Here is a 22266-nt window from a genome sequence, read left to right as displayed (position 1 = left end):
GGTCCGTGCCCGCGCCAGCCTATCGCATCAGATCACTCGACCGAGATGTTCCAGAAGAACTGGACCGGCGATTTGATCAGACCGCTGACGTTGTTGCGGTAGGCCACGGGGGTGAAGAACTGCCCCAATTGACCCGACGCCCCGATCGACCACAGACGGTCCTGCACCTTGGCCGCCACTTCGGCCTTCTCCTCCGGTGTCTCTGCCACGGCAAAGGCTGCACGCGCTTCTTCCAGCTCCGCATCCTCGGCCCAGCCGAACCAGCCCGCATCCGGGTTGCCGGAGAAGGCAATCGCCATTGGGTCGATCACATCGGCGCCGATCCACCAGGTGTGGAACATGTTCCAGCCGCCATCGGCCACCGGATCTCGCAACGCGCGGCGGGACGTGAGCGTGGACCAGTCCATCGCCTGCACTTCGACCTCAAAGCCCGCATTGCGCAGCTTTTCCGCCGTCACCAGGCTGAAGGCCGACAGCACGGGGATGTCCGTAGGCTGCATGATCACAACGGGGGTGCCGTCATAGCCAGCGGCATCAAGATCCGCCTTGGCCGCGTCGATGTCACCCGTGGCCATCACCTCCGAACCTGTATCGTTGTCCAGCGGCGTGCCACAGGGAAAGACCGAATAGCAGGTCTTCCAGAACTTCGGATCGCCGATGGCCGCGGCCATGTAGTCTTCCTGCTTCATGGCCTTGAGGGCCGCGCGACGCACATCTGCATTGTCGAAGGGTGGCAGCAGGTGGTTGAAGCGCGCAAAACCGATATTGCCCAGCGGGTCGTTGACCTCAACAGTGACATCCGGGTTCGCCTCCAGGAGCGGCGCGAGATCGTTGGCAGGCTGCTCGAAGAAATCCACTTCACCCGCCATCAGCGCATTCATAGCGGTGGTCTGATCGGGGAAATAGGTCCACACGACCTTGTCAACCTTGGCGACTTTGCCACCGGAGGCGGCGGAGACAGGCTCCTCGCGAGGCACGTAATCCTCGAACTTGGTGTAGACGACGGTGCTGCCGGGGACCCATTCATCCTCCTGGAAGACAAACGGACCGGAACCGGTGAAATCGGTGATCTGCTCAAAGGGATCGGTTGCCGCGACCCGCGCGGGCATGATGAACGGCACGTTGGAAGAGATCTTGCCGATGCTTTCAAGCACCAGACCGTATTCATTGGCCAGCGTCAGCACGACGGTCTGGTCATCCGTCGCCTCCAGGCTCGCGATATTGGCAAAGAGCTGCTGGCCCATGCCGTCCCGCGCGCCCCAGCGTTCCAGTGAGGCGACCACATCCGTCCCCGTCACCGGCGCACCGTCGTGGAATGTGAGCCCGTCGCGCAGCACAAAGGTCCATGTCAGCCCGTCCTCGGAGGTCTCCCAGCTGTCGACCATCTGCGGCTGCGGTTTGAAATCTTCGTCCATCGCGAACAGCGTGTCGTAGATCATATAGCCGTGGTTGCGCGTGATGTAGGCGGTGGTCCAGATCGGATCGAGGTTCTTGAGATCCGCATGCGGGATGACCCGCAGCACAGTCTCGGCCTGTGCCATCCCGGGCAGCGCTCCTATCCCGAACGGCACGGCCAGCGCAGCGGCCAACAGTGTGCGACGCTTGAATATTCCAAGCATAATCATCGTCTCCCTAGTGTTGCGTTTTTGCTTTTTTGGTTTACCCAAGGGCAGTCAGCCACGCGGATGTGCCGCTTGTCAATCGCCGGGTCCCGGTTTCCTGCGCCTTGTCCGCCGCCGCCACCAAATGAGGCATCCGCCAAAAGGACCCGTCATGATCATCGTTTTCAGCGCCGCCAAGATCCTCACCATGGACCCCAATATGCCGAATGCGACCCATGTCGCCGTGCGCGACGGTCGCGTGCTGGCGGTGGGCGATGCGGACTGCGCGGCAGGCTGGGGCGAGGTTGAGCATGACGACCGTTTCGCGGGGCGGGTGATCCTGCCCGGCTTGATCGAGGCGCATGCCCACGTGATGGCAGGCGGCATCTGGGACTATACCTACTGCGGGCATTACGTGCGCACGGACCCGCAGGGCAAGGTCTGGGAGGGTGTTGCCGATTATGATGCGATCATCGCCCGGTTGCGGGCCGTGGCGGTCGAAACGCCCAAGGGCGAGCCTGTCATCGGCTGGGGACTTGATCCCAATTTCCTCGAAGGGCGGCGGTTCGACAAGGCGCATCTGGATGCCGTCTCCACCGATCACCCGGTCGTGGTCTCGCATTCGAACTTCCACCTCATGACGGCGAATTCGGCGGCGCTGGCCAAAGCCGGTTTCGACGCAGGCACGAACATCGAAGGGGTCATGAAAGGCGCGGACGGCGCCCCCAACGGCGAATTGCAGGAGTTCGCTGCCATGCAGCCGATGATGGAGGCGGTGGGTTATAACTTCCTCAACATGGGCACGGAGCCGAGCCTGCGTGCCTACGGTCAGGTGGCGCGGCTCTGCGGCGTGACAACCGTGGCCGAACTGCTGTCGGACCTGGCCGAGGAAGAGGTCGCGATGATCGAACGAGTGGTGCATGACCCGGCCTTTCCCGCGCGCTACGTGCCGGTCATGAACGCCATGGTGGGCGACCCGGAAGAGGAGGCCGCACGGGCGCTGGCCCTGCGCGCGCGCTCCACCGACAAGCTGTCGCTTGGGCGGGCTAAGCTTTTCACCGATGGCGCCATTCAGGGATACACGGCCAAGCTGAAACCGCCGGCGTATTTCACCGGCGAGGATCACGGTATCTGGAACATGGATCTGGATCACTACCGTCGTGCCGTCGAGGCGCTGCACCGGGCGGGCGTGAAGACACATATCCATACCAATGGGGATGCGGCCTCCGAGTTCGCCATCGAGGTCTATGAAGAGGTCCTGCTCAAATACCCCAACCCTGATCTGCGCCATACGCTGGAGCATGTTCAGCTGGCCACCAGCGATCAGTTCAAGCGGATGAAGGCGCTTGGGCTCACCTGTAATATCTTCGGCAATCACATCCATTACTTCGGCGATATCCACTGGACGAAAACCCTCGGCCCCGACCGGGCGTCGCGCATGAATGCCTGCCGCGATGCGGTGGAGATCTTTGGCAATGAATTCGCCATCCACTCCGACGCGCCGATCACGCCAATGGCGCCGCTGGTCACCGCCTGGGCCGTCGTCAACCGGGTGACGGAGACGGGTCGTGTGCTGGGTACCAGCCAGCAGATCACGGTGGCGCAGGCCCTGCACTGCATTACGCTGGGGGCTGCGCATGTGTTGAAGCTGGACCACGAAATTGGCTCGATCCAGACCGGCAAACACGCTGATTTCTGTGTGCTGGCCGAGGATCCGCTGGCCGTCGATCCCATGGCGGTGCGCGATATCGAGGTGGTGGCCACCGTGCTGGGCGGGCGGGTCACCGCATGACCCGCGTGGCCGTTGCGGGGTTCCAGCATGAGACCAATACCTTTGCGCCCTTTGCCACAACGCTGGAGCTGTTTGAGCGCGGGGGCTCCTGGCCCGCGCTGACCCGGGGTGCTACGCTCCATGACACCATGCGCGGGCTCAACATCCCGCTCGCGGGCTTCATGGACGCTTGCAGCCATGAGATGATCCCGATCCTGTGGTGCGGTGCCGAGCCCGGTGGTTACGTGGAGGAGGAGGCCTTTGAGGCCATCACGAGCGAGATCATCGCGGCGCTCAGGGACAGCTCGCCAGACGCCGTCTATCTCGATCTGCACGGTGCCATGGTCACCCGCGCCCACGATGATGCGGAGGCCGAGATCTTAGCCCGGGTGCGCGCTGTCATCGGCCCTGATGTGCCGCTGGTCGCCAGTTTCGATCTGCACGCCAATCTGTCACCGGCCGTGGCCGAGGTTGCGGATGCGGTCACGCTCTACCGCACCTATCCTCACACCGATCTGGCGGAGACTGGCGCGCGCGCCGCTGCCCTGCTCGATGCGCTGCTGGAGGGACCGCTTGCCAAAGCCTATGCGCAGGTCGATCTGATCGTGCCCATCACCGCGCAGTCCACCGAATTCGCGCCCGCGCGGGGTCTTTATGCGGAACTGGGCGGGCTCGACGTGCTCTCCGCTGACATCGGCATGGGCTTTCCGCCCGCCGATATCCCCCACTGTGGCCCCAGCATCTTTGCCTATGATCCTGACCCGGCCAAGGCACGGGCCGCCGTGGATCAGCTGGCGGGGACCCTGCGCGCCGCCGAGCCACAGTTCGACGCGCGGTTGGAAAAGGCGGATGCCTGCGTAGCTCGCGCCCTGACGCTCGATGCGCCGGTGGTCATCGCCGATCCGCAGGACAACCCCGGTGCGGGTGGCACCGGCGACACCACCGGCGTGTTGCGCGCGCTGATCGCGGCAGAGTTGCCGGACGCCGTGCTATCCATGCTCTACGACCCGGAAACTGCCGCCGCCGCTCATGCGGCGGGGCAGGGGGCGGAGCTTGACGTTGCGCTCGGTGGTGCCTTCACCCTGTACTCCGAGCCTTTGTACGCGCGGGTGCGGGTCGAGCGTCTCTCGGACGGCATCTTCGATTTCACCGGGCCGATGTTCGGTGGCGCACGGGCGCATCTGGGACCGGTGGCGCGGCTGAAACTTCTCGGTACCGGCGTCACTGTGGTGGTCGGCAGCCGTCGTGCTCAGAACGCCGATCAGGAGATGTTTCGCGTGGTGGGGATCGAGCCGTGCGATCACCAGATCGTCTGCGTTAAATCCGGCGTGCATTTCATGGCCGACTATCTGAGGATCACCGATCGTATTCTGTTTGCGGAGGCGCCCGGGGCCAACCCCTGCCATCTGGAAACGCTGCCTTACACGCGCCTACGCCCTGGCGTGCAGCTGGGGCGGGGCGGGCCTCTTTCGGGCTGAAGCGGGCCGGATTGGCACGAACCTTGGGGAGCCCTGCAGCAAGCCGTCCCGCCCGGCGGGCACTGTCGGGCAGCCTCCGACCCTCCCCATGGGAGGCGGCTGCCCCCGGTACAGTATGCAATCCGCAGAGACGCCCTTTTCAGCACCTCAGAATGGCGGGCTCTTCCAGGCAATGCGTGTAGATCTCCCCCGCCCGGGTCAGCCAGATCTCCTCCCGCCGGGCGCAGATATGCTCCAGCGCGCGACGCAGGTGCCGCAGCCGGTAGGGCTGGCCCACGAGATAAGGGTGCAGCGCAATCCCCATGACCAAGGGCTGACCCGCGGACTGCGCCAGCATCTCGTCGAAGGTATCGGTGAGGATCGCGGCGAAATCGGCGGCCCCGTCCTTGCGCGCCACGATGGAGGGGATGTCGTTGGCCTCCTGAGGGTAGGGGATGGACAACAGCGGCCCGTGATCCGTGCGCATCCAGACGGGCTGGTCATCCATGCACCAGTTCAGCGTATAGCCGTAGCCCGCTGCCTTGAGCAGATCAGGTGTCGCGCGGCTCTCCGCGATCCAGGGCGACAGCCAGCCCTGCGGTGCGCGCCCTTCGGCCTTGGTCAGCACCTGCGTTGCTTCCGCAATCAGCGCGGCTTCTGCCTCCGGGTCGAGCGTGCTCTGACGCTCCGCGTTGGTCCGCCCGTGGCCCACGACCTCGTCGCCGCGCGTACGAAAGGCGGCCATCAGCTCGGGCGCGTAGGCATAGATCGCTGAGTTGGCGAGCACGCTCACCGGCAGGTCGAGGGCATCGAACAGCTCCAGAATGCGCCAGGCGGCCACCCGGTTGCCGTAATCGCGCCAGGCGTAGTTCAACACGTCGGGCTGCGGCCCACCGGGGGCGAGCTCCGCCCCCAGCCCTTCGCCAAAGGCGAAATGTTCGAGGTTCAGCCCGATATAGACCGCCAGTCGCTTGCCACCGGGCCAGCTGTAGTCCGCCCGCCGGGTGATGGCGCTGTAGCCATAGCGCCCGTGCCCCGGCAGATCCATCATAGCGGCGCCTCGGCCAGTCCGGCGCGGTCGAGCAGGATCTCCGCACTGTCGTTCCAGACCTCGGTGCGGATGATCAACCCATCGCGAACTACGAAGGTGTCAATATAGCGGTTGCCGTCGAACCCGGTGCCATCGCGCCACGCACCAAAGAGCGTGCCGGTGTTGTAGACGTAGACATCGCCTGTTTCAGGATCGCGGCAGGCATCGGTGCGCTGGATCCTCTTTTTCACCCAGGCGTAGCGCCGGGCGTTGAACGCGGTCGTTTCTTCCGGTGCATCAAAGCGGCGCCCGCCGGTAAAGGTGATCTCAAGGCCGTCGGAGACGCAGGCCCTCGCACCCTCCAGATCAGGGGCCATGACCCGGTCAAGGTAGTGTTCGACGAGGGCTTTGGCGGCGGCAACGGTATCTGTGTTCATGGCCTCTTTGTTGCCCGGTCCCCGCGGCAGTGCAAGCGCGTTGCGCAAGGGGCAAGGGCGCGGGGGGCACGATTGCCTTTCCGCGGGGCGTTGGCCTCTTTCCGTGCAGCGCGAGGGTCCGGTGCCGGGAGACGTCGCGTGTTGGACCGGTGCCTCTTGCTCTCTGCGCAAACGCTCTGCATCCTGCGGGCATGCCGTCCAAAAAACCGGAGGAACGGATGACGACGACCTCGCTGCCTGTTGCAGAGACGTGGTACAAGACGGAGCAGCTCTCGTCGCGGCTGTGGTTGATCACCGAGCCCCATGTGCATCCGATCTTTTCGGCCAATATGCATCTGGTGCTGGGCCGGGATGCGGATCTGCTGATTGACAGTGGCATGGGGGTGGCGCCGCTACGGCCGGTGGTGGACGGGTTGAGGCCCGATGCCGCAAGACCTCTGATCTGTCTGTCGACCCACACCCATGTGGATCATATCGGGGCGGTGCATGAGTTCGATGAGCGGCTGGTGCACCCGGTCGAGGCGGCCGAGCATGAAAACCCGGAACCCTATTTCCTCAGCACGGATAGCATCTCGCGGGCCTTTCGGGATCTGTTCCTCAAGGCAGGTTACCCCGCGCTTTGGCCCGTGCTGATCAATGCGCTGCCCCATGAGGGCTATGACATCGAGGGCTACAGGCTGCGGGGCGCGGTGCCGACGGGGTTGGTCGAGGAGGGCGACCGTATCGATCTGGGGGATTGGCAGGCGGAGGTGTTGCATCTGCCGGGCCATTCGCCAGGTCAGGTCGGGCTGTGGCATGCAGAGAGCGGTACGCTTTTTGGTGCTGATGCGATTTATGATGGCCCGCTGATCTATGAAGGTGCGGGGATGGATGTCGTTGCCTACGCCGAGAGCCTGCGCCGGGTGCAGGCGTTGCCGGTAGAGGTGGTGCACGGCGGCCATGACCCCAGTTTTGGAAAAGGGTGGCTCGACGAGATCGTGGCGCGATATTTGCAGCTATGGAAGAATGAGACCGCGCCTGCGTAGCGTTTGAGACGACCGCTGGTTTGTGGGTGGAGAGATGCGCCTCCGGCGGGAGTTTATCTGGCAAGATGAGAGAGCTTTGGTGCGCTTGGGGTTGGGATAGGTATCGCTGGTGCTCGCAGTGAGTTTTGGGGCGGCTGGTCTTGGCGATTTTTGTCGGTGGTTGTGACGGTTGTCGGCTCACTGTGGCATCGTTTCACCGGTGATATGCAAGGGGCTGTCCGCTCCATCACCATCGAACCCGGGCGCGTGCCAGGTGAGACCCTCCCCGCGCTGCAGCACGAGCTGGCCCTCGCAGAAAGGGTTGGTGGAGAGCACCGCACGACCGTGCGGACCGTCCCATTCCCCGAGGCAATAGATACTGTCGAAATGCCGTCTGATGTCCGGGGTCTGTGCCGTGCCTGCCTTGAGGGCGGCGATCAGATCCGTGCTGCGGCGGGGCAAGGGCGCGGTGCCGAGGCCGATGGCAAAGGTGACATCGTTCTCGATCAGCACGCCCTGCTGTGTGCCTGTGCGGATCCGGTGCGCGCGCAGACCGCTCGTTTCCTGGCGCAGCCATTGCTCGCGGAAATCGGCAAGCACCCCGTCCTCGATCAGTGTCTTGCCGTCACGGCTGAGCTGCCCGATGTCCGGCGTGTCCGTTTGGCCGTGCCAGTTGATCTCGCGGTGCCAGGTGCAGCGGTCTTTTTCGAGTGTTGTGTGCCCGGCGAAACCTTCTGCCAGCATAAGCTCCGCGAGGATTGAGTGTGGCAGATCGGCAAGGCACCGCGCGGTGCCCAGCTGTGGTCGGTCCAGCGGCACGCGCAGATCCACAAAGAGCGCGCCCGCCTGCAGCCAGTGGACGCGTGTGGTGTGATCCTCAAACCCGGGCGCTTTGATCCAGCCGCGCCGCCAGTGACCTTGCAGCTCTGCCTGGGTGATCACGCGGCGGCCTCGGCTCCCCCCCGGATCGCGGCGATCATGTCTTGGGTGCTCATGACGGCGCCTTCCTGCAGGTACTCCATGGCGTTCAGCGCAGCCTCATGGGCGGCAACCGACGTGCCGCCGACGCTGTCCGCCACCACCCGGCAGTGGTAGTCGTGCTGGTGCCCGTCAACAAAGGTGTAATGCACGCAGACATCCGTCATGCCGCCGATGAGGATGAGTGTTTCGGCTTTCAGCCCTTTCAGCAGGATCTCCAGATCCGTGCCGAAGAACGCCGAATAGCGCCGCTTGTGCACGAAATAATCCTCGGGCCGCTGGCCTGTGATCTCCTTGGGCATGGCAGTGCCCGGGTGATCTTCGCGGCAGTGGATGCCTTCGGAACCGTCGAGTTCGCGCCCGTAGTCGATGTTGTCGCGGCGGTGGATCTCCTGAATGTAGACGGTTGGCATATCGACAGCGCGGGCGGCTTCGATCACCGTGAGTGCGCGGCGCATGCGGTCGGAATAGTCATCCATATGCGGGATGCCGCCCTCCTGGCTCAGAGCGTTGTCTTCCATGAAAGCGGAGGCCTGAATGTCGATGACCAAAAGCACCGTGGTGCCGACGAATGTGGGTTGGCGTGGCATGAGAATATCCCTCTATGATTTGGTTTGATCCGCGCCCATCAGGCGGGGGAGATCGCCGAGGCGGGCCACCAGTGAAAAGACGGCGACCGAGACTGCGATGAAGGTGATCGCCCCGACCGCCATGGTCGGCGTAAATCCGTTGCGCAGCGAATTGAAGATCTGCAGCGTGACGGTTGCGTAGGCAGAGCTGGAAACAAAGAACATCACGATGAATTCGTTGAAGCTGAGCACGAAGGCGAAGAAGAACCCCGAGGCGGTATAGGGCAGCATCTGTGGTGCGATGATGGTCCGGAAGGCCGTGGCTTCGGTGGCGCCCATCGTGGCTGCAGCGTCCAGATGTGCGCGGTCGATGGACTGTAACCCGATGGAAATGGTCACCAGCGGCAGAGCCAGAAACAGCACCGCATGGCTGATGATGCCCGTCCACAGAGAGCCCAGACCGCCCGAGAACCCCCAGAAGAACCCCAGCCCCACGCCAAAGACGATGGGCGGCAGCGCAAAGGGCATGGCGCCCAGCCCCGCGAGGATTTGCGCGCCGCGCCCCTGCTCGCGCCAGAGACCGTAGGCCAATGGCCAGGCGATCAGCACCGCGAGTGCGGCACTGCCCGCAGCGATCAGGACCGAATTCAGCATGGCGTCCCGCCAGACGGGTTGGGTCAGGAAGAACTCCGCAAACCGGCTCAGCGTCGGGTCCTGCGGCGGAAAGAGCATGGAGCGACCGCCGTTGAGCGCTGCGGCGCTGACCACCACGATGGGCAGGAGCACGACGACAGCCGCCAGCCCCATGAAGAGATGCGCCAACCCCTTCATGCGGGTGTCCCTGTGCGCGCCACCAGCGTCCGACCGAGCCACAGGCAAAGCGCGCCGGTGATCAGCAGGATCACCGCCTGAGCGGCGCCGAAGGGGGCGTTGAGGGTCGAGCCGCGCACGGCCTCGTAGACGGAGATCGCCAGCGTCTGTTGCGACGGATCGGCAAAGACGGTGACTGACACATAGGTGCCCAGCAGGAACACGAAGAGCAGGAAAACCGTCCCCACCAGCGGCAGCCGTACCGTGGGCAGCACCACCGTGCGCATCACGGTCCAGGGGCCCGCGCCCATTGTCCGCGCGGCCTCCACCGTGGATTGATCGAGCCGCGACAGCGCGGGGTAGAGCAAGATCACCGCGTAGGGCCACACCAGATACGACATGGTCAGCACGGTGGCTACCATTGAGGTCTTGAATTTGACATCACGCGGGTTGGCCAGCCCCCACTCACGCAGCTGCGCAAACCAGCCCACGTCCTTGAGCCAGGCGGTCACGCCCGTCTCGCGCAGCACCATGGGCAGGCCGGAGCGGTTGGACAGCAGGATGTCCCAACCCATGACGATGAACACCTCAGACAGCGACATTGTGGCCAGCAGAAACACCAGCCAGCGACTTTGGGCGCGGCGCGACAGCCGCGTCAGCAGATAGGCAAAGGGAAAGGCGGTCAGCACCGCGATCAGGGCCGCGATCACAGCGTAGTAAATCGAATACCACAGCCGGTTGAGATAGAGCGTCGTGCGGCTCTCGGGCCAGTCGGCACCCACGAAGAACCGCAGATAATTCTCGCCGGTGAATGCCCATTCCCAGGCTGCCCCTTCGATCTTCTGACCGAAGGAAATGGCCAGGACCAAGCCAAAGGGCACCACACAAAAGGTCACGATGAGCGCCCAGAGGATCAGCATGCGGGGGGACGGCAGCCTGCGGGTTGGTGCCTCTGCCGGCAGGGCCGATGTGTCCTCGATTGCGCTCATGCGGCCTGCGGGACATGGGTTGCGGCGGGGAAGACGTGGAGTGCCTCGGGCGGCAGATTTACCTCGACCCGGGTGCCCAGATCGAGACGTCTTGCCCCTGTGCCAATGGCTTCCTCGGCAATGATGGTGCCCAGCGGCGTGGCCAGATGAATGTCGCGTGTGGCGCCCACATCGCGCAGGAACACGACCTCCGCGGGGATGCGGTTCCCGTCGGGCAGGCTTTCACCCAGCTGCACCCGTTCTGGCCGAATGGCCACGCGGACGGGCGCCCCCGGCGTGAAATTCAAGGGCTGGGCCCGAAGGCTGAGCCCCGCGACGTCGATAGAGCCCTCACGCGCCACCCCGTCAAAGAAATTCGCCCGCCCGATGAAATCAGCGACAAAGGCGTTCTGCGGTTGGTGATAGATCTCTTGCGGGGTGCCGATCTGCTCCACCAGCCCGTCTGACATCACAACGATCCGGTCGGCCATGGTCATGGCCTCGCGCTGATCATGGGTGACCACAACGGTGGTGATGCCCAGCCGTTGCTGCAGCATCCGCAGCTCTACCTGCATGGTCTCGCGCAGATTGGCGTCAAGCGCGGACATCGGCTCATCCAGCAGGAAGACCTCGGGCTCCTGCGCCAGCGCGCGGGCAATGGCCACCCGCTGCCGCTGACCGCCGGAGAGCGCGCCGATGCGCCTGTCGCCGAAACCCTCCAGCTGTACCAGCGCCAGCAACTCTTCGGCCCGTGCGTGCGCCTTGGCGCGCGGCACACCGTCTATGCTGAGCGCATAGCAGACGTTGTCGCGCACCGTCAGATGGGGAAAGAGGGCGAAGTTCTGAAACACCATGCCGAACTTGCGCTTGTGCGCGGGTCTGTCTGTCAGGTTATCCGCCCCCAGCAGGATCCGCCCCGCCGATGGTGTCTCAAGCCCGGCGATCATGCGCAAAAGCGTAGTCTTGCCGCAGCCCGACGGACCGAGGAGCGCCGTCAACTGGCCCTCGGCCAGCCGCAGATCCACACTGTCGACGGCGCGGACCCGGCCATAGTCCTTGCGGATGCCCGATAGAACCAGATCGCGCATCCCGCTCAACTGGTGCCCAGCATCGTGTCCCAGGTCTCCTTGATAAAGGTCTCGTTATCCAGATAGGCCTCATAAGCGGGCTGGATCGACGGTGTGCCCGAAACAGCGGCGAACTCCTCCTCCGTCAGATCGGTCTTGGATCTGTCCACCAACGGCGCGGTGCCAATCTGGCGCGACATCAGCGCCTGCGTTGCGGGATCGGAGGAGAAGTTAATGAATTCCTGCGCCTCTGCCGCCTTGTCCGAGATCGCCGACAAACACCACGAGCCATAGTCTTGCGGGTTCCCCTCCTTGGGGAAATGCGACAGGATCGGGAACCCTTCGGCAGCCATTAGCTGCGACACGTCATGATAATACATGCCGCCGATCACGTCGCCGTTCTTGATGGATTGCTCCATCTGGCTCTCCGCCGACCACCAAAGGGCCGTGTTGGGCTTCAGCTCGCGCGCCTTTTCGACCAGCGCCACGATGCCATCATTGGTGGCAAAGGTCTCCTGCCCGTCAAAGAAGGTCGCGGCCACGATGTCGAGGAAATGCGAGTTGTAGAGCTTGGAGATCCCCAGGCTCGCTTCATACTGCTCGCTGTTCCAGAAATCCGCCCAGCTTTCGGGTGGTGTATCGACGTAGTCGGTATTCACGACCATGGAGGTAAACCAGGACATAGCACCCACGCCGATCAGCCCGCTGCTGTCCTCAAAGCGGAAATAGCCGTCCAGGTTCTCGGTGGCCTTCATTTGGCTGGCATCCAGAGGCGCCAAGAGCCCCCCGATCCGTGACGCCTTGATCAGCGAATCCCGGGAATAGAGCGAGATGTCCGCAGGCACATTGCCCGCCCGCGTGGCCTGCTGCATGGTCACGAGCCAGTCGGTGGAGTTGGGCTGCGTGACGCTTTCGACGGTGATGCCCGTTGCCTCGGTGAAGGCAGGATAGACGAAGGATTTGAAGCTGTCCTCGAAATACCCCCCGTAGGAACCCACCTTGAGGCTGCGGCTCTGCGCAATCAGCGGCGTTCCGAGCACGCTGCCCGCAAGCGCCATGCCACCTACGCTGGCGGTCGACTTCAACAAGGAACGACGATTGATCTTGGTCATGAAACTCCCCTCTCATCTGTGTTATTGACAGCTCCGCGCAGACCCCAGACCCGCACGCGCGCTTTTATCCATTGGGCGGAGCGCGTCCTCGACCTGTCAAATAATCCACCGGCAACGCGTGCAGGTTTTCAGAAAAGGTTAATTTTTCATCACGGAATGACGGCACGCGGATAGTTTTTGGGCAGTCACGCCGGTGACGCGCCCACGCTGCTGCGGTGCTTGCCAGTGCTGCAGCCCTGCGTCTCATCATGGGGCACCACACCCGAACGCTTGAGAGGATCACCATGGATACCGACCTGACCGCCATTACCATCGAGGAAGCCAATCTGCCGGTGATCGACCTTGGCGGTCTGCGCACAGGCGTTGCCGAAGACAAGGCCGAGGTCGCGCGTGCCCTCGGTGAGGCGGCGCGCACCTCCGGATTTTTCTATATCACCAATCACGGCGTGCCTCAGGCGATCATCGACGGCGTGGCCGCGGCCAGCCGCGCCTTTCACGAACAGCCCCGTAGCTACAAGATGAAATACTGGTCGGGCTTCACTACGCACCACCGCGGCTACGTCCCTTTTGAAGAGAACGGCAGCAGCTTCCCCCGGCAGATCAATTTCAACGAGGCGTGGGATATGTCCTTTGAGGCGCCTGCCGATCACCCGGATTATCTGGCCGGTTGGCGCATGACCGGCCCGAACATCTGGCCGGATCTGCCAGGGTGGCGCGAGGATGTCTCCGCTTACTACGACGCCATCTTTACCCTTGGGCTAGAGCTGCTGGATGCGCTGGCGCTGGAGCTTGGGGTCGATCCCGAAGCGCTGACCCGGCACATCACCAACCCGACGTCGCAACTGCGCCTGCTGCGCTATCTGGAAAACGACATGGACGCGACCAAGGATCTGGTGGGCATCGCGGCCCACTCGGATTTCGAGTGTTTCACCATCCTGCTGCAGGGCGGTCCGGGCTTGCAGGTCATGAACGCGGAAGACGTCTGGATCGAGGCGCCGCCCATTCCGGGCTGTTTCATTGTCAATATCGGCGACATCTTCGAGACATGGTCCGGGGGGCAGTTCAAATCGACCCAGCACCGGGTCAACAACATCGGGCGCGAGCGATATTCCTTTCCGCTTTTCTTCGGCCTTGACTACCACGCCGTGGTCGAGCCGCTGGAAAAGTTCCGCACACCCGAGACCATCGCCAAATACCCGCCGTTGAAGGCGGGCGAGCACCTGATGCGCATGTCCGTGAATGCCTTTCGCTACATGGCCGACGCGCGGGAGAAGGGGGCGTTGACGCTCGACTATGATGTTCCCGAGGAAAACCCCTTCAAACGGGAGGCGAAACCGGCTGCAGAATGATCCCGCATCCCGATTTCGCCGGGTCTGATTTCCCCGAAACCGCGCAGCTGGGCGCGTTCCGCCTGTCGATGCTGACCGCCGGCGACGTCGAAGAGGACTTTGCCGAGGTGACCCGTTCTGCCGCTGTGCTAAAGGGGCTCTTTGATCCGCAGTGGCCCGACGGCCTGACACTGGCTGACAATGAAACCGATCTGCATTGGCATCACCGCGAGTTCACGGCGCGGCGCTCCTTTGCCTGGATCCTGCGGGACGCGGGCGGCACCTATCTGGGCTGCGCGTACTTCAACCCTGTCATAGGCGCACGCGGCAGCGGTGTCGGCGTCTACTGGATCGTGGACCGGCCCGACCGGCTGGAACTGCTATCGCGGTTCGGCCCGCTCTATGAAGATTGGTTGCGCGGCAAGATCCCGACGGGCTATCGACTCAGCCTCGAGAGTAACGCCGATCTTTGAGACCCGTGGCGCGGATCGTGCGGATGACACGAGGTCAGACAGTTCCGATAAGATCGGCGGAGACGGGGGCTGCGGAATGTGTCACTGACGATGTACTGCGAGGCCTTATTTTTACCGTCAAGCATCACCACGACAACCACAGCGGTCTCGATGGCAGCTCGATGACGACGAAAGCGCCAGTGACACTCAGCGCGATACCAACATTGCTGGCAAGCTGGGCGAGGATTTACGGATGACCAGAGCGGCTGCAAGCCGGATCGACGCACGGTTGACGGCCGGTGGCCCCTTTGAACGACTTATGACGAGCACGTGGGATCGACACCCAGCGTCAAAGCGGTGATCATGGGCACCGATGGCGCAGGTGATCTGCCGGGGACGCTGGACGACCGTGCGACCTGCGGAGCGGAGGGCATCACGGTATCGGGCGGCGACAAAAGGGCCGGTACCTGCGTCTTTGCCAGCGGCGATAATGCCAGCACCCTGAAGGGCTCAGCGCTCATGACACGACCACCCGTTTTTCGGCGCGGTTCCGCATCGTCTTCAGTACACCGCAGGCCGCGCTCGGCATCACTTCAAGAAAGGCGTGATTGAGCGCACGGTACAGCGGGCTGGACGAAAGCAATGAATGCTCAGCCGATCAGGAACCGGATTCGAGGTTGGCGCTAGATCGCGTTGTCCAAGGCCTGACCCGCGCTTTCAATATCCCGACCCAAGCCTTTGGTGGTCTCGCAGGCGGCGAGCGCAAGTACAGCTGCAAGGGCAAGGGTCAGCTTCATCATCGTTGGCATCCTTCCGGAGTAGGTTCAGGTGCCACATCTATCCAAACAACGATGCGTCGGTCCACGAAAAAAAGGGGCAGCGCCAAGCTACCCCTTTCCACCATCGGGCCAGTGGTGTTTTATTCGACCGCGTTTTCCAGCGCTTGGCCTGCGTCCTGCACGTCGCGGCCTACGCCTTTGGTGGTCTCACAGGCGGCCAGTGCGGTCAGTACAGTGGTCAGGGCAATAATTCTCAACATGGTCTTTCCTTCCATTTATGTCGGAGGCGAACGCGCATGACGGGATGTTTGTTCCCTGCAATTCAACCCGCGCGGTAAAAAAAGTATCTGCCCTGCGCGATGCTCTCCGGTCCGGGGATCTGCGTAAAGCCGGTCATCGCCTGCTGTGTGACAACCAGCCCGCCTGGCACCATCACGGGTGCGATCAGGGCAGACAGCCGGAGCGCCTCAGCGGCGTCATCTTCCGGAACGCCGATCCCGAAGTCGTAATGCGTCAGCACCATGCGCGCACTGCGGCGGGCAAGGTCGGTCAACATCGCGTCGGCCTCACCCTCCAGAAAGTCCCGCTCGGGCGGGATGCAGTCGGGGTGTGCCCTCAACTGCCTGTCGATGACCCAGATCCTGCGATCGGGCATGCGTTCGCGCAAATGATCATAGGTCCGCCCGTTGCCAAGACCCATCTCCAGCACATCGCCGGTGAGCCCGGCTGTCGCCTTGGCCGCCCAGTTCAGCCCGTCAATCTGAGCGGTGAGCCTGCGGCGCATGGATTCAAGACGGCTCATGGTGTCTCCTTCAGGAACGTGGTCAGGTCGACGGGGATGGCCCCACCCGCGCGCATCTCTGCCAGAAACGCGTGGGAAAAGGACCAGATCGCCTCGCTGTGGATCAGATGATGCGTCAGATAGCCCAGCGGCTCGGTGCTGTCTTCGGTGCCGTGCCTGCGCGCGCGCAATCTGGCGACGGTCTGCGCAATGATCCACTCCGGCGGCGCAAGATCACGGCTCCCGCGCCAGTCAATGGGATCGATGTGGGTATTGATCTGCGTCAAGCCCGGCGCCGCCTCAGGTGCACGCCGCGCGGTAAAGGTCGAGACGGCGCGGTGACCGGCAGCCGCGAGCGCGGGATAATACGCTGGGTCTAGCCGGTTCCAGGGGGCCACGAAAGCTGGCAGAAGTCGCGGACCGAAAAGGCTGCGCAATCTCTCCAGCCCGGCGCGCAACTCCTCCGCAGCGCTCGCGCGCGCTGCCCCGAATTCGGCTTTCTTTTCGCCTGCTGCGGCGTGGTTGACGTGTCGCCAGCCGTGCACCATCGGCACCAGCATCGGCGTGTCGGCGATGGCCTGGGCAAGATCAGGCTCCGCCAGTGCCGGGATCACCGCCAGATGCACCGTCATGCCAAGGCTCTCGGCCATCCCGCTCAGCCGCTCCAGTGCGGGCGTCCGCGTCACCGCATCGTCATCACGCCACCAAAGCGGAACAGGCATATGTGCCGCGCGCGCTGCAGAAAGCTCTGCTCGTAACGGCACCCAGTTAATCTGCACGACGTGCCTCCAACAGCTCTTGCAGAATCTCTACGGTGCGCGCAGCGCCCTCCATCCCGTCTGCGCGTGGTGCGCGCGGGGGAGCGGCCTGAACCTTGGCGACGGCGTCGCGCAAACGTTCGCCCGTCAATTCCGCCGTCCGCAGCACCTCAACCCCCGGCAGCTTTGACAGGGCCGCCGCACGCAGGCTCTGTTCTGTCTCTCCCCCCGCGTCGAAGGGGATCAATACGGCCGGTGTGCCGGTCTGCAACAGATCCAAGGCAGTGTTGTATCCTGCCATCGACACGGAGGCCGCCGAGCCTTGCAGCATCTGGCGAAAGTCGGGCCGGGCGGGCTCCACCTTCAGATTGGACGGGGCAGCATCGGCCAGTGTCGCCACGCGCGCGTCGGCGCCACCGCCCACCAGCACCCGCCAGCGCCAGGCCGGTGTTGCCACCGCAGCGGACAGCGCTGCCTCAAAAAGCGCGCCGCCCACGTCGCCGCCGCCCGCGCTCACCAGGATCTCTCCGCTACCGATCCCATCCGGGTGCGGGCCCGGGGGTAGCGGCGCGACAAATCCGGTATAGTGCAGCTTGGCTGCCAGCGCGCCAGTCACCGGCCAGCTTGCCTCCAGCGGCGTGACGTCAGGGTCCGCATGGACCAGCACCGCATCGTAGAGGCGGGTGATAATGTCTTGCGTGGTCTCGGCGCGGGCAGGCTTGGACGGTGGTGCCAGTATGTCCCGGATCGAGGCGCAGATCAGCGGGGCAGGCGTCTGCGACCGGGCCGCCTCGATGGCTGACAGAAACTCCGCCCTAAGCACCCGCCGACCGAAGGGAAAGAGCTCGGTGATCAGCACGTCGACAGGACTGGCGACCAGCGCAGCTCGAATGGCGGTTGCACGCGCGTCAAGCAAGGCGGCGGATGCCTCGCCACCGTCCGCATCCAGCAACCGCGTGAACGCCACACCGTCGGAGCGCAGGGGCGGCAACTGCACGAACTGCACGCCCGACGTGGCCAATTGCGGCGCAGGCATACCGCCTGACAGCACCACAGCCTTGTGCCCCGCGGCATCCACTGCCCGCCCCAGCGTCAGGGCGCGGGCCAGATGCCCGCTGCCAAGCAGGTGGGTGACCAGGATCGCAACCCTCATGGCGTGCGGGCCTCCAGCCGAACGGGATCGGGATCTGCCGTCCAGCCGGTCTGCGTGCGTGTCAGCACGTAGAGCCTCTCACGCTTGATCCTGAAGGGGGCGGTGCCGCGAAAATCCCAGCCCATGGCGTGGGCGAGCAGCACCCGCATGACCCCGATGTGACAGACCGCCACGGCATCGCGGTCCAGCGCTGCCGCCCAAGGCAGAAGCCGCGCGCGCAGATCGCGGGGGCTTTCGCCGCCGGGCGGGCGGTAGTCCCACCCCCAGTCCTCAATGTCGCGAAACCCGCTGTCGGGATCGCTGCGTAAATGGGAGCCTTGCTGACCTTCCCATTGGCCCCAGTCCATCTCTGTCAGTGCCGGATCAATTTGCGGGGAACGACCGGCCACAAGCGCCGCGGTCGCGCGGGCGCGGGAGAGCGGGCTGGACCATAACGCGGCGTCTTTCCACGGGCTGGGCAGCGTACGGGTGGCGAGTGTGGCCGTCGTCTCCTCATCCAGCGGTACATCCGACCGACCCTGAATGCGGCCCGCGCGGTTCCAGGCCGTGTGGCCATGACGCAGCAGCGCGAGCCGGATCATGCCGCCACCTGCCTTAGCGTGCGGCACAGCGTGTCGCTGGCCGTGCCAAGCAGATGGCGTTTGGCCACATAGGCACGGGCCTCGTCACCCATACGCTGGCGCGTGGTTTCGTTTTGCAGCAGCATGTCAATCTGGACGGCGAGCGCGGCGGTGCCTGCCTCGACTGGAGGTCGGGCCGCCGGGGCCAGCACGTCCCGCACGCCCGGCCTGTCTTGTGCCACCACCGGCACACCGGCGGCCTGCGCTTCGAGATAGCTCATCCCGAAGGCCTCGTTGACGCCCGGCCAGACCAGCAGGCTGGCACTGGCATAGGCCTGCGCCAATTCATCGGCGGTCAAGGCACCGCGCAGTCTCACCCTGTCACCAAAGGGTGCCATCAGCGCGGCCACATCGGCGCGTGCCGGACCATCGCCCGCGATCTCCAGCCGCCAGTCGGGGGTCGTCAGCTGCGCCAGCGTCTCCGCGATCAGGCGGTAGGAGGCCAGCTTGTCCGCATGCCGCAGCATCCCCACGCTGAGCATGGACCCTGTGCGTGTACCGAGCGGTGGCAGATCCTCACGTTGCAAAAACGGCGCCAGGATCTCGATCCGCTGACCGGTGGGCGCATAGGCGCGCAGGGCCTCTGCATCGCGCAGGGTCAGCGCAAAGATCGTCGCTGCGGCATCGCTGGCGGCCTCTGCTGATTGCGCAAAGCCAGCCCAGGGCCCCTGCAACCGTTTTTGCGCGCGCGTTGCCTCCACCTGCACGTACGGGATGCCCAGTTTTGCGGCGACGCATGGCCCCACAAGATCCGGTGCCTTGTAATAGCTGTGATACGTCAGCCAGAGCGCCCAACCCCCAACAGCGGAGAGCCGCGCGACCTCATCTGCTGCTGCTGCCCGCAAACGGGCCTGCTCTGCGGTATCGCCGCGCGGCTCGCGCGTTTGCAGGTCGGAGACGACCTCCGCCGCCATATCGCCGTACGACAGGGCGCGCAGCAGCGACCGCGCCATTGTCCTGTCTCCTGACGGCACGGGATGATCGGGCGGCTTCATCGGCGCGTAAAAGGCGATCTTCATCGCATCGCCATCATCGCGCGCAACCGGCCCGCCAGATGGTCGATCCCGGGCTCCATTCGAAACTCCGCGATCAACCGGGTGTAGGCGGCCTCGGCGAGCCGGGCCGCGTGCGCGGGATCCGCTGCCAGGGCTTCGATCGCCGTGGCCAAGGCCTGCGGTGTGTCCTCGCTCAGCACACCATGGACTCCGTTTTCGATGAATTCCGGGATGGCGGACACCGGTGTCGACAGGATCGCCAGTCGCTGGCTTGCCGCCTCCATCAGCACGTTGGGCAGCCCGTCACGGTCCCCATCGGCGGCCACGCGGCTTGGCAGCACAAAGAGATCTGCGGCCCGGATTGCGGCGATCACCTCGGGCTGATCGCAGGCCCCGCGCCAAGTGATCCTCGCCGCAAGGCCCAAGCTCTCCGCCCGTGCCCGCAGCGGCTCACCCAGGGCGCCACCGCCGATATGGGTCCATTGCCAGCGGGTACCGTCTGGCAGGAGTGCCAAAGCCTCGATCAGCCGGTCAAAGCCCTTCTTTTCGACCAAACGCCCGACCGACAGCAGCGATATGGGCGCGTCAGCCTCACGCAACATGCGCGGTGGCGGCGGCGGAAAGCGGTCCAGATCCAGCCCGTGGTAGACAAGATCGACACGGTCAGGCCGATCCGCCAAAGACCGCAGATGCGCGGCACCAAACCCGGTACAAGTGGCACCGAAGGCCGCGCCGTGGTGCGCGGGGTCGAGCTTTTCGCGCAGCTCCCACTCCGGCGAAGTCCAGATGTCCTTTGCATGAGCCGAAAAGGACCAGCGCTGCCCCCGCAGGATCGCCGCGTAGCGTGCCACCGATGCGGGTGTGTGCAGGAAATGCGCGTAAAGCCCCGCCGTCTGCGTTGGCATCTCGGCGGCGAGCACACAGGCCTGACCAAAGCGGCGCGCCCGGTTGGGGGTGCGGTCCCGGGCGTAGTCCGCGCAAAAGGCCCGCCAGGCGGCGCGAAAGCCGGGCAGGCGGCGCACTTTGGCCCCCGCGCGCAGGACACGGGCGGGCTCGTCCTTGAGGTATTCGGGCAGATAGCGCACCGGCGCGCGCAACCGGCTATGCAGCGGGTGGATCTTGGTATCGGTCGGGTGGCGCAGCGACCACAGTTCCAGATCGAGGCCTGCCTCTTCGAGGGCGACCAGTTCCTGTGCGATGAAGGTCTCCGACAGCCGCGGCCACCCTTTGACCACCACCGCCAACCGCCCTGGCTGCGGCGTCATTTTCCGGCCATCAGCGCCGTGGCGCGGGCGACCACCACGTCGAGCCCGTCGAGCAGACTGCCCGCACCGGCCTGCGATGGTTTGCGCTGCGCCGGCAGGGCGCGGATGAACGCAACCATGGTCTGAGCGTTCATCCCGTCCCGCGTTTCATCCAGCATGCGCACCAGCCCAAGCTCTTCGGCACGCGCAGCGCGGATCCACTGCTCCCGCCGCGGCACGGTGCGCGGCACGATCACCGCCCGTTTGTCAAACGACAGCACTTCGCAGAAGGTGTTGTAGCCGCCCATGCACACCACGCCCTCAGCGCCCGCAAAGAGCGCTTCGATCCGGGCATCGAAGCCGACGGCGGTGACCCGGCCATTCAGCCGCGCCACGCGCGCCTCGAAGGCCTCGCGCACCTCACCGGACAGAAACGGACCGTAGACCAGCACCGCGTTGGGGGTCAGGGTGGGATCCAGCTCATAGGCCTCCAGCACCAGATCGACCATGGCCTGACCGTCGCCCCCGCCGCCCGGCGTGATCAGCACATAGGGTGTATCCGGCACATCGGCGGCGTCTATCACCTCGCGGCGCAGATAGCCTGTCCAGTGCAGCCGCGCGCGCGTGTCCTCGCTGAGCGGCAAGCCCGCCGTGGGGTCATAGACCAACCGGGGCCCGTAGACCCAGATCTCGTCGTAGAACGCTTCTGCCGCGTCGGTCGCCCCCTTGCGGGCCCATTCCGCAGCCAGCGGCTCGGGGGCGTCCAGCACGTCGCGCAGGCCCAGAACACAGCGGGTTCCGTCCCGCTCGGCGAGCCAGTTCAGCGTGGGCAGAAGCTCGCCGCGAAAGCCGGTGGGTTCTTTGTCCACGATCAGCAGATCGGGCTCGTATTGCTCTATCGCCGTCTGAATGAGGCCCGACCGCAGGTTTGTCGTCTCGTCAATGTCGAGCCCCAGTGTCTGGCTGACATAGCTGCCGTCAGTCAGTTTGGTCACCCCGGGCAGGCGCATGTGATCGACCCGCTCGGGAAAGGTGAAGCGCCCCGCGACCGGAGAGCCTGTCAGGATGATCGCCGAAGCCTGCGGGTTCGCCGCCGTCAGCGCCGAGGCCAGCGCCCGCGAGCGGCGCAGATGGCCGAGCCCGAAGGTGTCATGACTGTAAAGCACGATGCGCTGCGGCGCATCGGTGACGGGTGGGTTCTGCCGGGGCAAACGGCTCGCCACGTTCATCGCGTGATGCTCCGTGCATCGTTGCAGGAAGACCCGCGCCACGAGGTGCTTTGAGACAGTGCTTCGCTCTCGCCCCCTGCGGAAAGCGGCGTGGTAGGACCCGGCCGCGCGCGCGCGGAAACT

23 protein-coding genes are annotated in these 22266 nt (G+C 64.6%); 5 read left to right on the top strand and 18 right to left on the bottom strand.

Annotated features, from left to right (window positions below):
- Nucleotides 1–32: 32 nt before the first annotated feature.
- A complete protein-coding gene (locus Q1A53_RS03550) occupies nt 33–1619 on the bottom strand; it encodes an ABC transporter substrate-binding protein (RefSeq protein WP_299962978.1) in 1587 nt (528 codons plus the stop codon).
- Between the two features lie 154 nt (nt 1620–1773).
- Between Q1A53_RS03550 and Q1A53_RS03545 the strand changes: the two genes are divergently transcribed.
- Complete coding sequence (locus tag Q1A53_RS03545) at nt 1774–3393, top strand: amidohydrolase (protein WP_299962977.1); 1620 nt, start codon at nt 1774–1776, stop codon at nt 3391–3393.
- Nucleotides 3390–4850: a M81 family metallopeptidase gene (locus Q1A53_RS03540; RefSeq protein ID WP_299962975.1), complete on the top strand. Its 1461-nt coding sequence runs from the start codon at nt 3390–3392 to the stop codon at nt 4848–4850. Before Q1A53_RS03545 ends, Q1A53_RS03540 begins: the two co-directional genes overlap by 4 nt.
- Nucleotides 4851–4989: 139 nt before the next feature.
- On the opposite strand, the gene Q1A53_RS03535 is transcribed toward Q1A53_RS03540, so the two are convergent.
- On the bottom strand, nt 4990–5880 hold the full coding sequence (locus Q1A53_RS03535) for a polysaccharide deacetylase family protein (RefSeq protein ID WP_299962973.1): 891 nt from the start codon (nt 5878–5880) through the stop codon (nt 4990–4992).
- Nucleotides 5877–6296 carry a nuclear transport factor 2 family protein gene (locus Q1A53_RS03530; protein ID WP_299962971.1) on the bottom strand — a complete coding sequence of 140 codons (420 nt, stop codon included), beginning with the start codon at nt 6294–6296 and terminating at the stop codon, nt 5877–5879. Before Q1A53_RS03530 ends, Q1A53_RS03535 begins: the two co-directional genes overlap by 4 nt.
- 191 nt (nt 6297–6487) lie before the next feature.
- On the opposite strand from Q1A53_RS03530, the gene Q1A53_RS03525 reads away from it, so the two are divergent.
- Nucleotides 6488–7321: an MBL fold metallo-hydrolase gene (locus Q1A53_RS03525; RefSeq protein WP_299962969.1), complete on the top strand. Its 834-nt coding sequence runs from the start codon at nt 6488–6490 to the stop codon at nt 7319–7321.
- A gap of 177 nt (nt 7322–7498) precedes the next feature.
- On the opposite strand, the gene Q1A53_RS03520 is transcribed toward Q1A53_RS03525, so the two are convergent.
- From Q1A53_RS03520 to Q1A53_RS03495, 6 genes are read right to left on the bottom strand one after another with little or no spacing between them, the layout of a single operon-like run.
- On the bottom strand, nt 7499–8242 hold the full coding sequence (locus tag Q1A53_RS03520; RefSeq protein WP_299962967.1) for a hypothetical protein: 744 nt from the start codon (nt 8240–8242) through the stop codon (nt 7499–7501).
- On the bottom strand, nt 8239–8868 hold the full coding sequence (locus Q1A53_RS03515) for a cysteine hydrolase (protein ID WP_299962965.1): 630 nt from the start codon (nt 8866–8868) through the stop codon (nt 8239–8241). Before Q1A53_RS03515 ends, Q1A53_RS03520 begins: the two co-directional genes overlap by 4 nt.
- Before the next feature lie 12 nt (nt 8869–8880).
- On the bottom strand, nt 8881–9678 hold the full coding sequence (locus Q1A53_RS03510) for an ABC transporter permease (protein WP_299962963.1): 798 nt from the start codon (nt 9676–9678) through the stop codon (nt 8881–8883).
- The gene (locus tag Q1A53_RS03505; protein WP_299962960.1) at nt 9675–10646 is read right to left on the bottom strand and encodes an ABC transporter permease subunit; all 972 of its coding nucleotides are present in this window, start codon (nt 10644–10646) and stop codon (nt 9675–9677) included. Before Q1A53_RS03505 ends, Q1A53_RS03510 begins: the two co-directional genes overlap by 4 nt.
- Nucleotides 10643–11713 carry an ABC transporter ATP-binding protein gene (locus tag Q1A53_RS03500; RefSeq protein WP_299962958.1) on the bottom strand — a complete coding sequence of 357 codons (1071 nt, stop codon included), beginning with the start codon at nt 11711–11713 and terminating at the stop codon, nt 10643–10645. The genes Q1A53_RS03505 and Q1A53_RS03500 overlap by 4 nt, the downstream gene beginning before the upstream one ends.
- A gap of 5 nt (nt 11714–11718) precedes the next feature.
- Entirely contained in the window at nt 11719–12804 is a 1086-nt protein-coding gene (locus Q1A53_RS03495) for an extracellular solute-binding protein (protein ID WP_299962956.1), read from the bottom strand.
- Nucleotides 12805–13088: 284 nt separating this feature from the next.
- Between Q1A53_RS03495 and Q1A53_RS03490 the strand changes: the two genes are divergently transcribed.
- Both Q1A53_RS03490 and Q1A53_RS03485 read left to right on the top strand, forming a co-directional pair.
- Nucleotides 13089–14153, top strand: a complete 1065-nt coding sequence (locus Q1A53_RS03490; protein ID WP_299962954.1) for a 2-oxoglutarate and iron-dependent oxygenase domain-containing protein — start codon at nt 13089–13091, stop codon at nt 14151–14153.
- Entirely contained in the window at nt 14150–14605 is a 456-nt protein-coding gene (locus Q1A53_RS03485; RefSeq protein ID WP_299962952.1) for a hypothetical protein, read from the top strand. The genes Q1A53_RS03490 and Q1A53_RS03485 overlap by 4 nt, the downstream gene beginning before the upstream one ends.
- A 662-nt stretch (nt 14606–15267) precedes the next feature.
- On the opposite strand, the gene Q1A53_RS03480 is transcribed toward Q1A53_RS03485, so the two are convergent.
- From Q1A53_RS03480 to Q1A53_RS03440, 9 genes are all read right to left on the bottom strand, one after another.
- On the bottom strand, nt 15268–15384 hold the full coding sequence (locus tag Q1A53_RS03480; RefSeq protein ID WP_299962950.1) for an entericidin A/B family lipoprotein: 117 nt from the start codon (nt 15382–15384) through the stop codon (nt 15268–15270).
- A 119-nt stretch (nt 15385–15503) separates the two neighbouring features.
- Nucleotides 15504–15623, bottom strand: coding sequence for an entericidin A/B family lipoprotein (locus Q1A53_RS03475; RefSeq protein ID WP_299962948.1), 120 nt, complete (start codon nt 15621–15623; stop codon nt 15504–15506).
- 62 nt (nt 15624–15685) lie between these two features.
- Complete coding sequence (locus tag Q1A53_RS03470; protein WP_299962946.1) at nt 15686–16165, bottom strand: class I SAM-dependent methyltransferase; 480 nt, start codon at nt 16163–16165, stop codon at nt 15686–15688.
- Nucleotides 16162–16866 (bottom strand): polysaccharide deacetylase family protein, encoded by a 705-nt coding sequence (locus Q1A53_RS03465; protein WP_299962944.1) that lies wholly within the window; start codon nt 16864–16866, stop codon nt 16162–16164. The genes Q1A53_RS03470 and Q1A53_RS03465 overlap by 4 nt, the downstream gene beginning before the upstream one ends.
- A 46-nt stretch (nt 16867–16912) precedes the next feature.
- The gene (locus tag Q1A53_RS03460; protein ID WP_299962942.1) at nt 16913–18055 is read right to left on the bottom strand and encodes a glycosyltransferase; all 1143 of its coding nucleotides are present in this window, start codon (nt 18053–18055) and stop codon (nt 16913–16915) included.
- Complete coding sequence (locus Q1A53_RS03455) at nt 18052–18636, bottom strand: histidine phosphatase family protein (RefSeq protein ID WP_299962940.1); 585 nt, start codon at nt 18634–18636, stop codon at nt 18052–18054. Before Q1A53_RS03455 ends, Q1A53_RS03460 begins: the two co-directional genes overlap by 4 nt.
- Complete coding sequence (locus Q1A53_RS03450) at nt 18633–19694, bottom strand: glycosyltransferase family 4 protein (protein WP_299962938.1); 1062 nt, start codon at nt 19692–19694, stop codon at nt 18633–18635. Before Q1A53_RS03450 ends, Q1A53_RS03455 begins: the two co-directional genes overlap by 4 nt.
- Nucleotides 19691–20935: a glycosyltransferase gene (locus Q1A53_RS03445; RefSeq protein WP_299962936.1), complete on the bottom strand. Its 1245-nt coding sequence runs from the start codon at nt 20933–20935 to the stop codon at nt 19691–19693. The genes Q1A53_RS03450 and Q1A53_RS03445 overlap by 4 nt, the downstream gene beginning before the upstream one ends.
- Nucleotides 20932–22143 (bottom strand): glycosyltransferase, encoded by a 1212-nt coding sequence (locus tag Q1A53_RS03440; protein ID WP_299962934.1) that lies wholly within the window; start codon nt 22141–22143, stop codon nt 20932–20934. Before Q1A53_RS03440 ends, Q1A53_RS03445 begins: the two co-directional genes overlap by 4 nt.
- Between the last annotated feature and the right edge of the window lie 123 nt (nt 22144–22266).

Origin of the sequence: uncultured Roseobacter sp., from assembly GCF_947496515.1 — a bacterium.
Lineage (GTDB): Bacteria > Pseudomonadota > Alphaproteobacteria > Rhodobacterales > Rhodobacteraceae > Roseobacter.
Note: the sequence above shows the minus strand (reverse complement) of the source record. Positions and strands in the feature narration are given on the sequence as shown.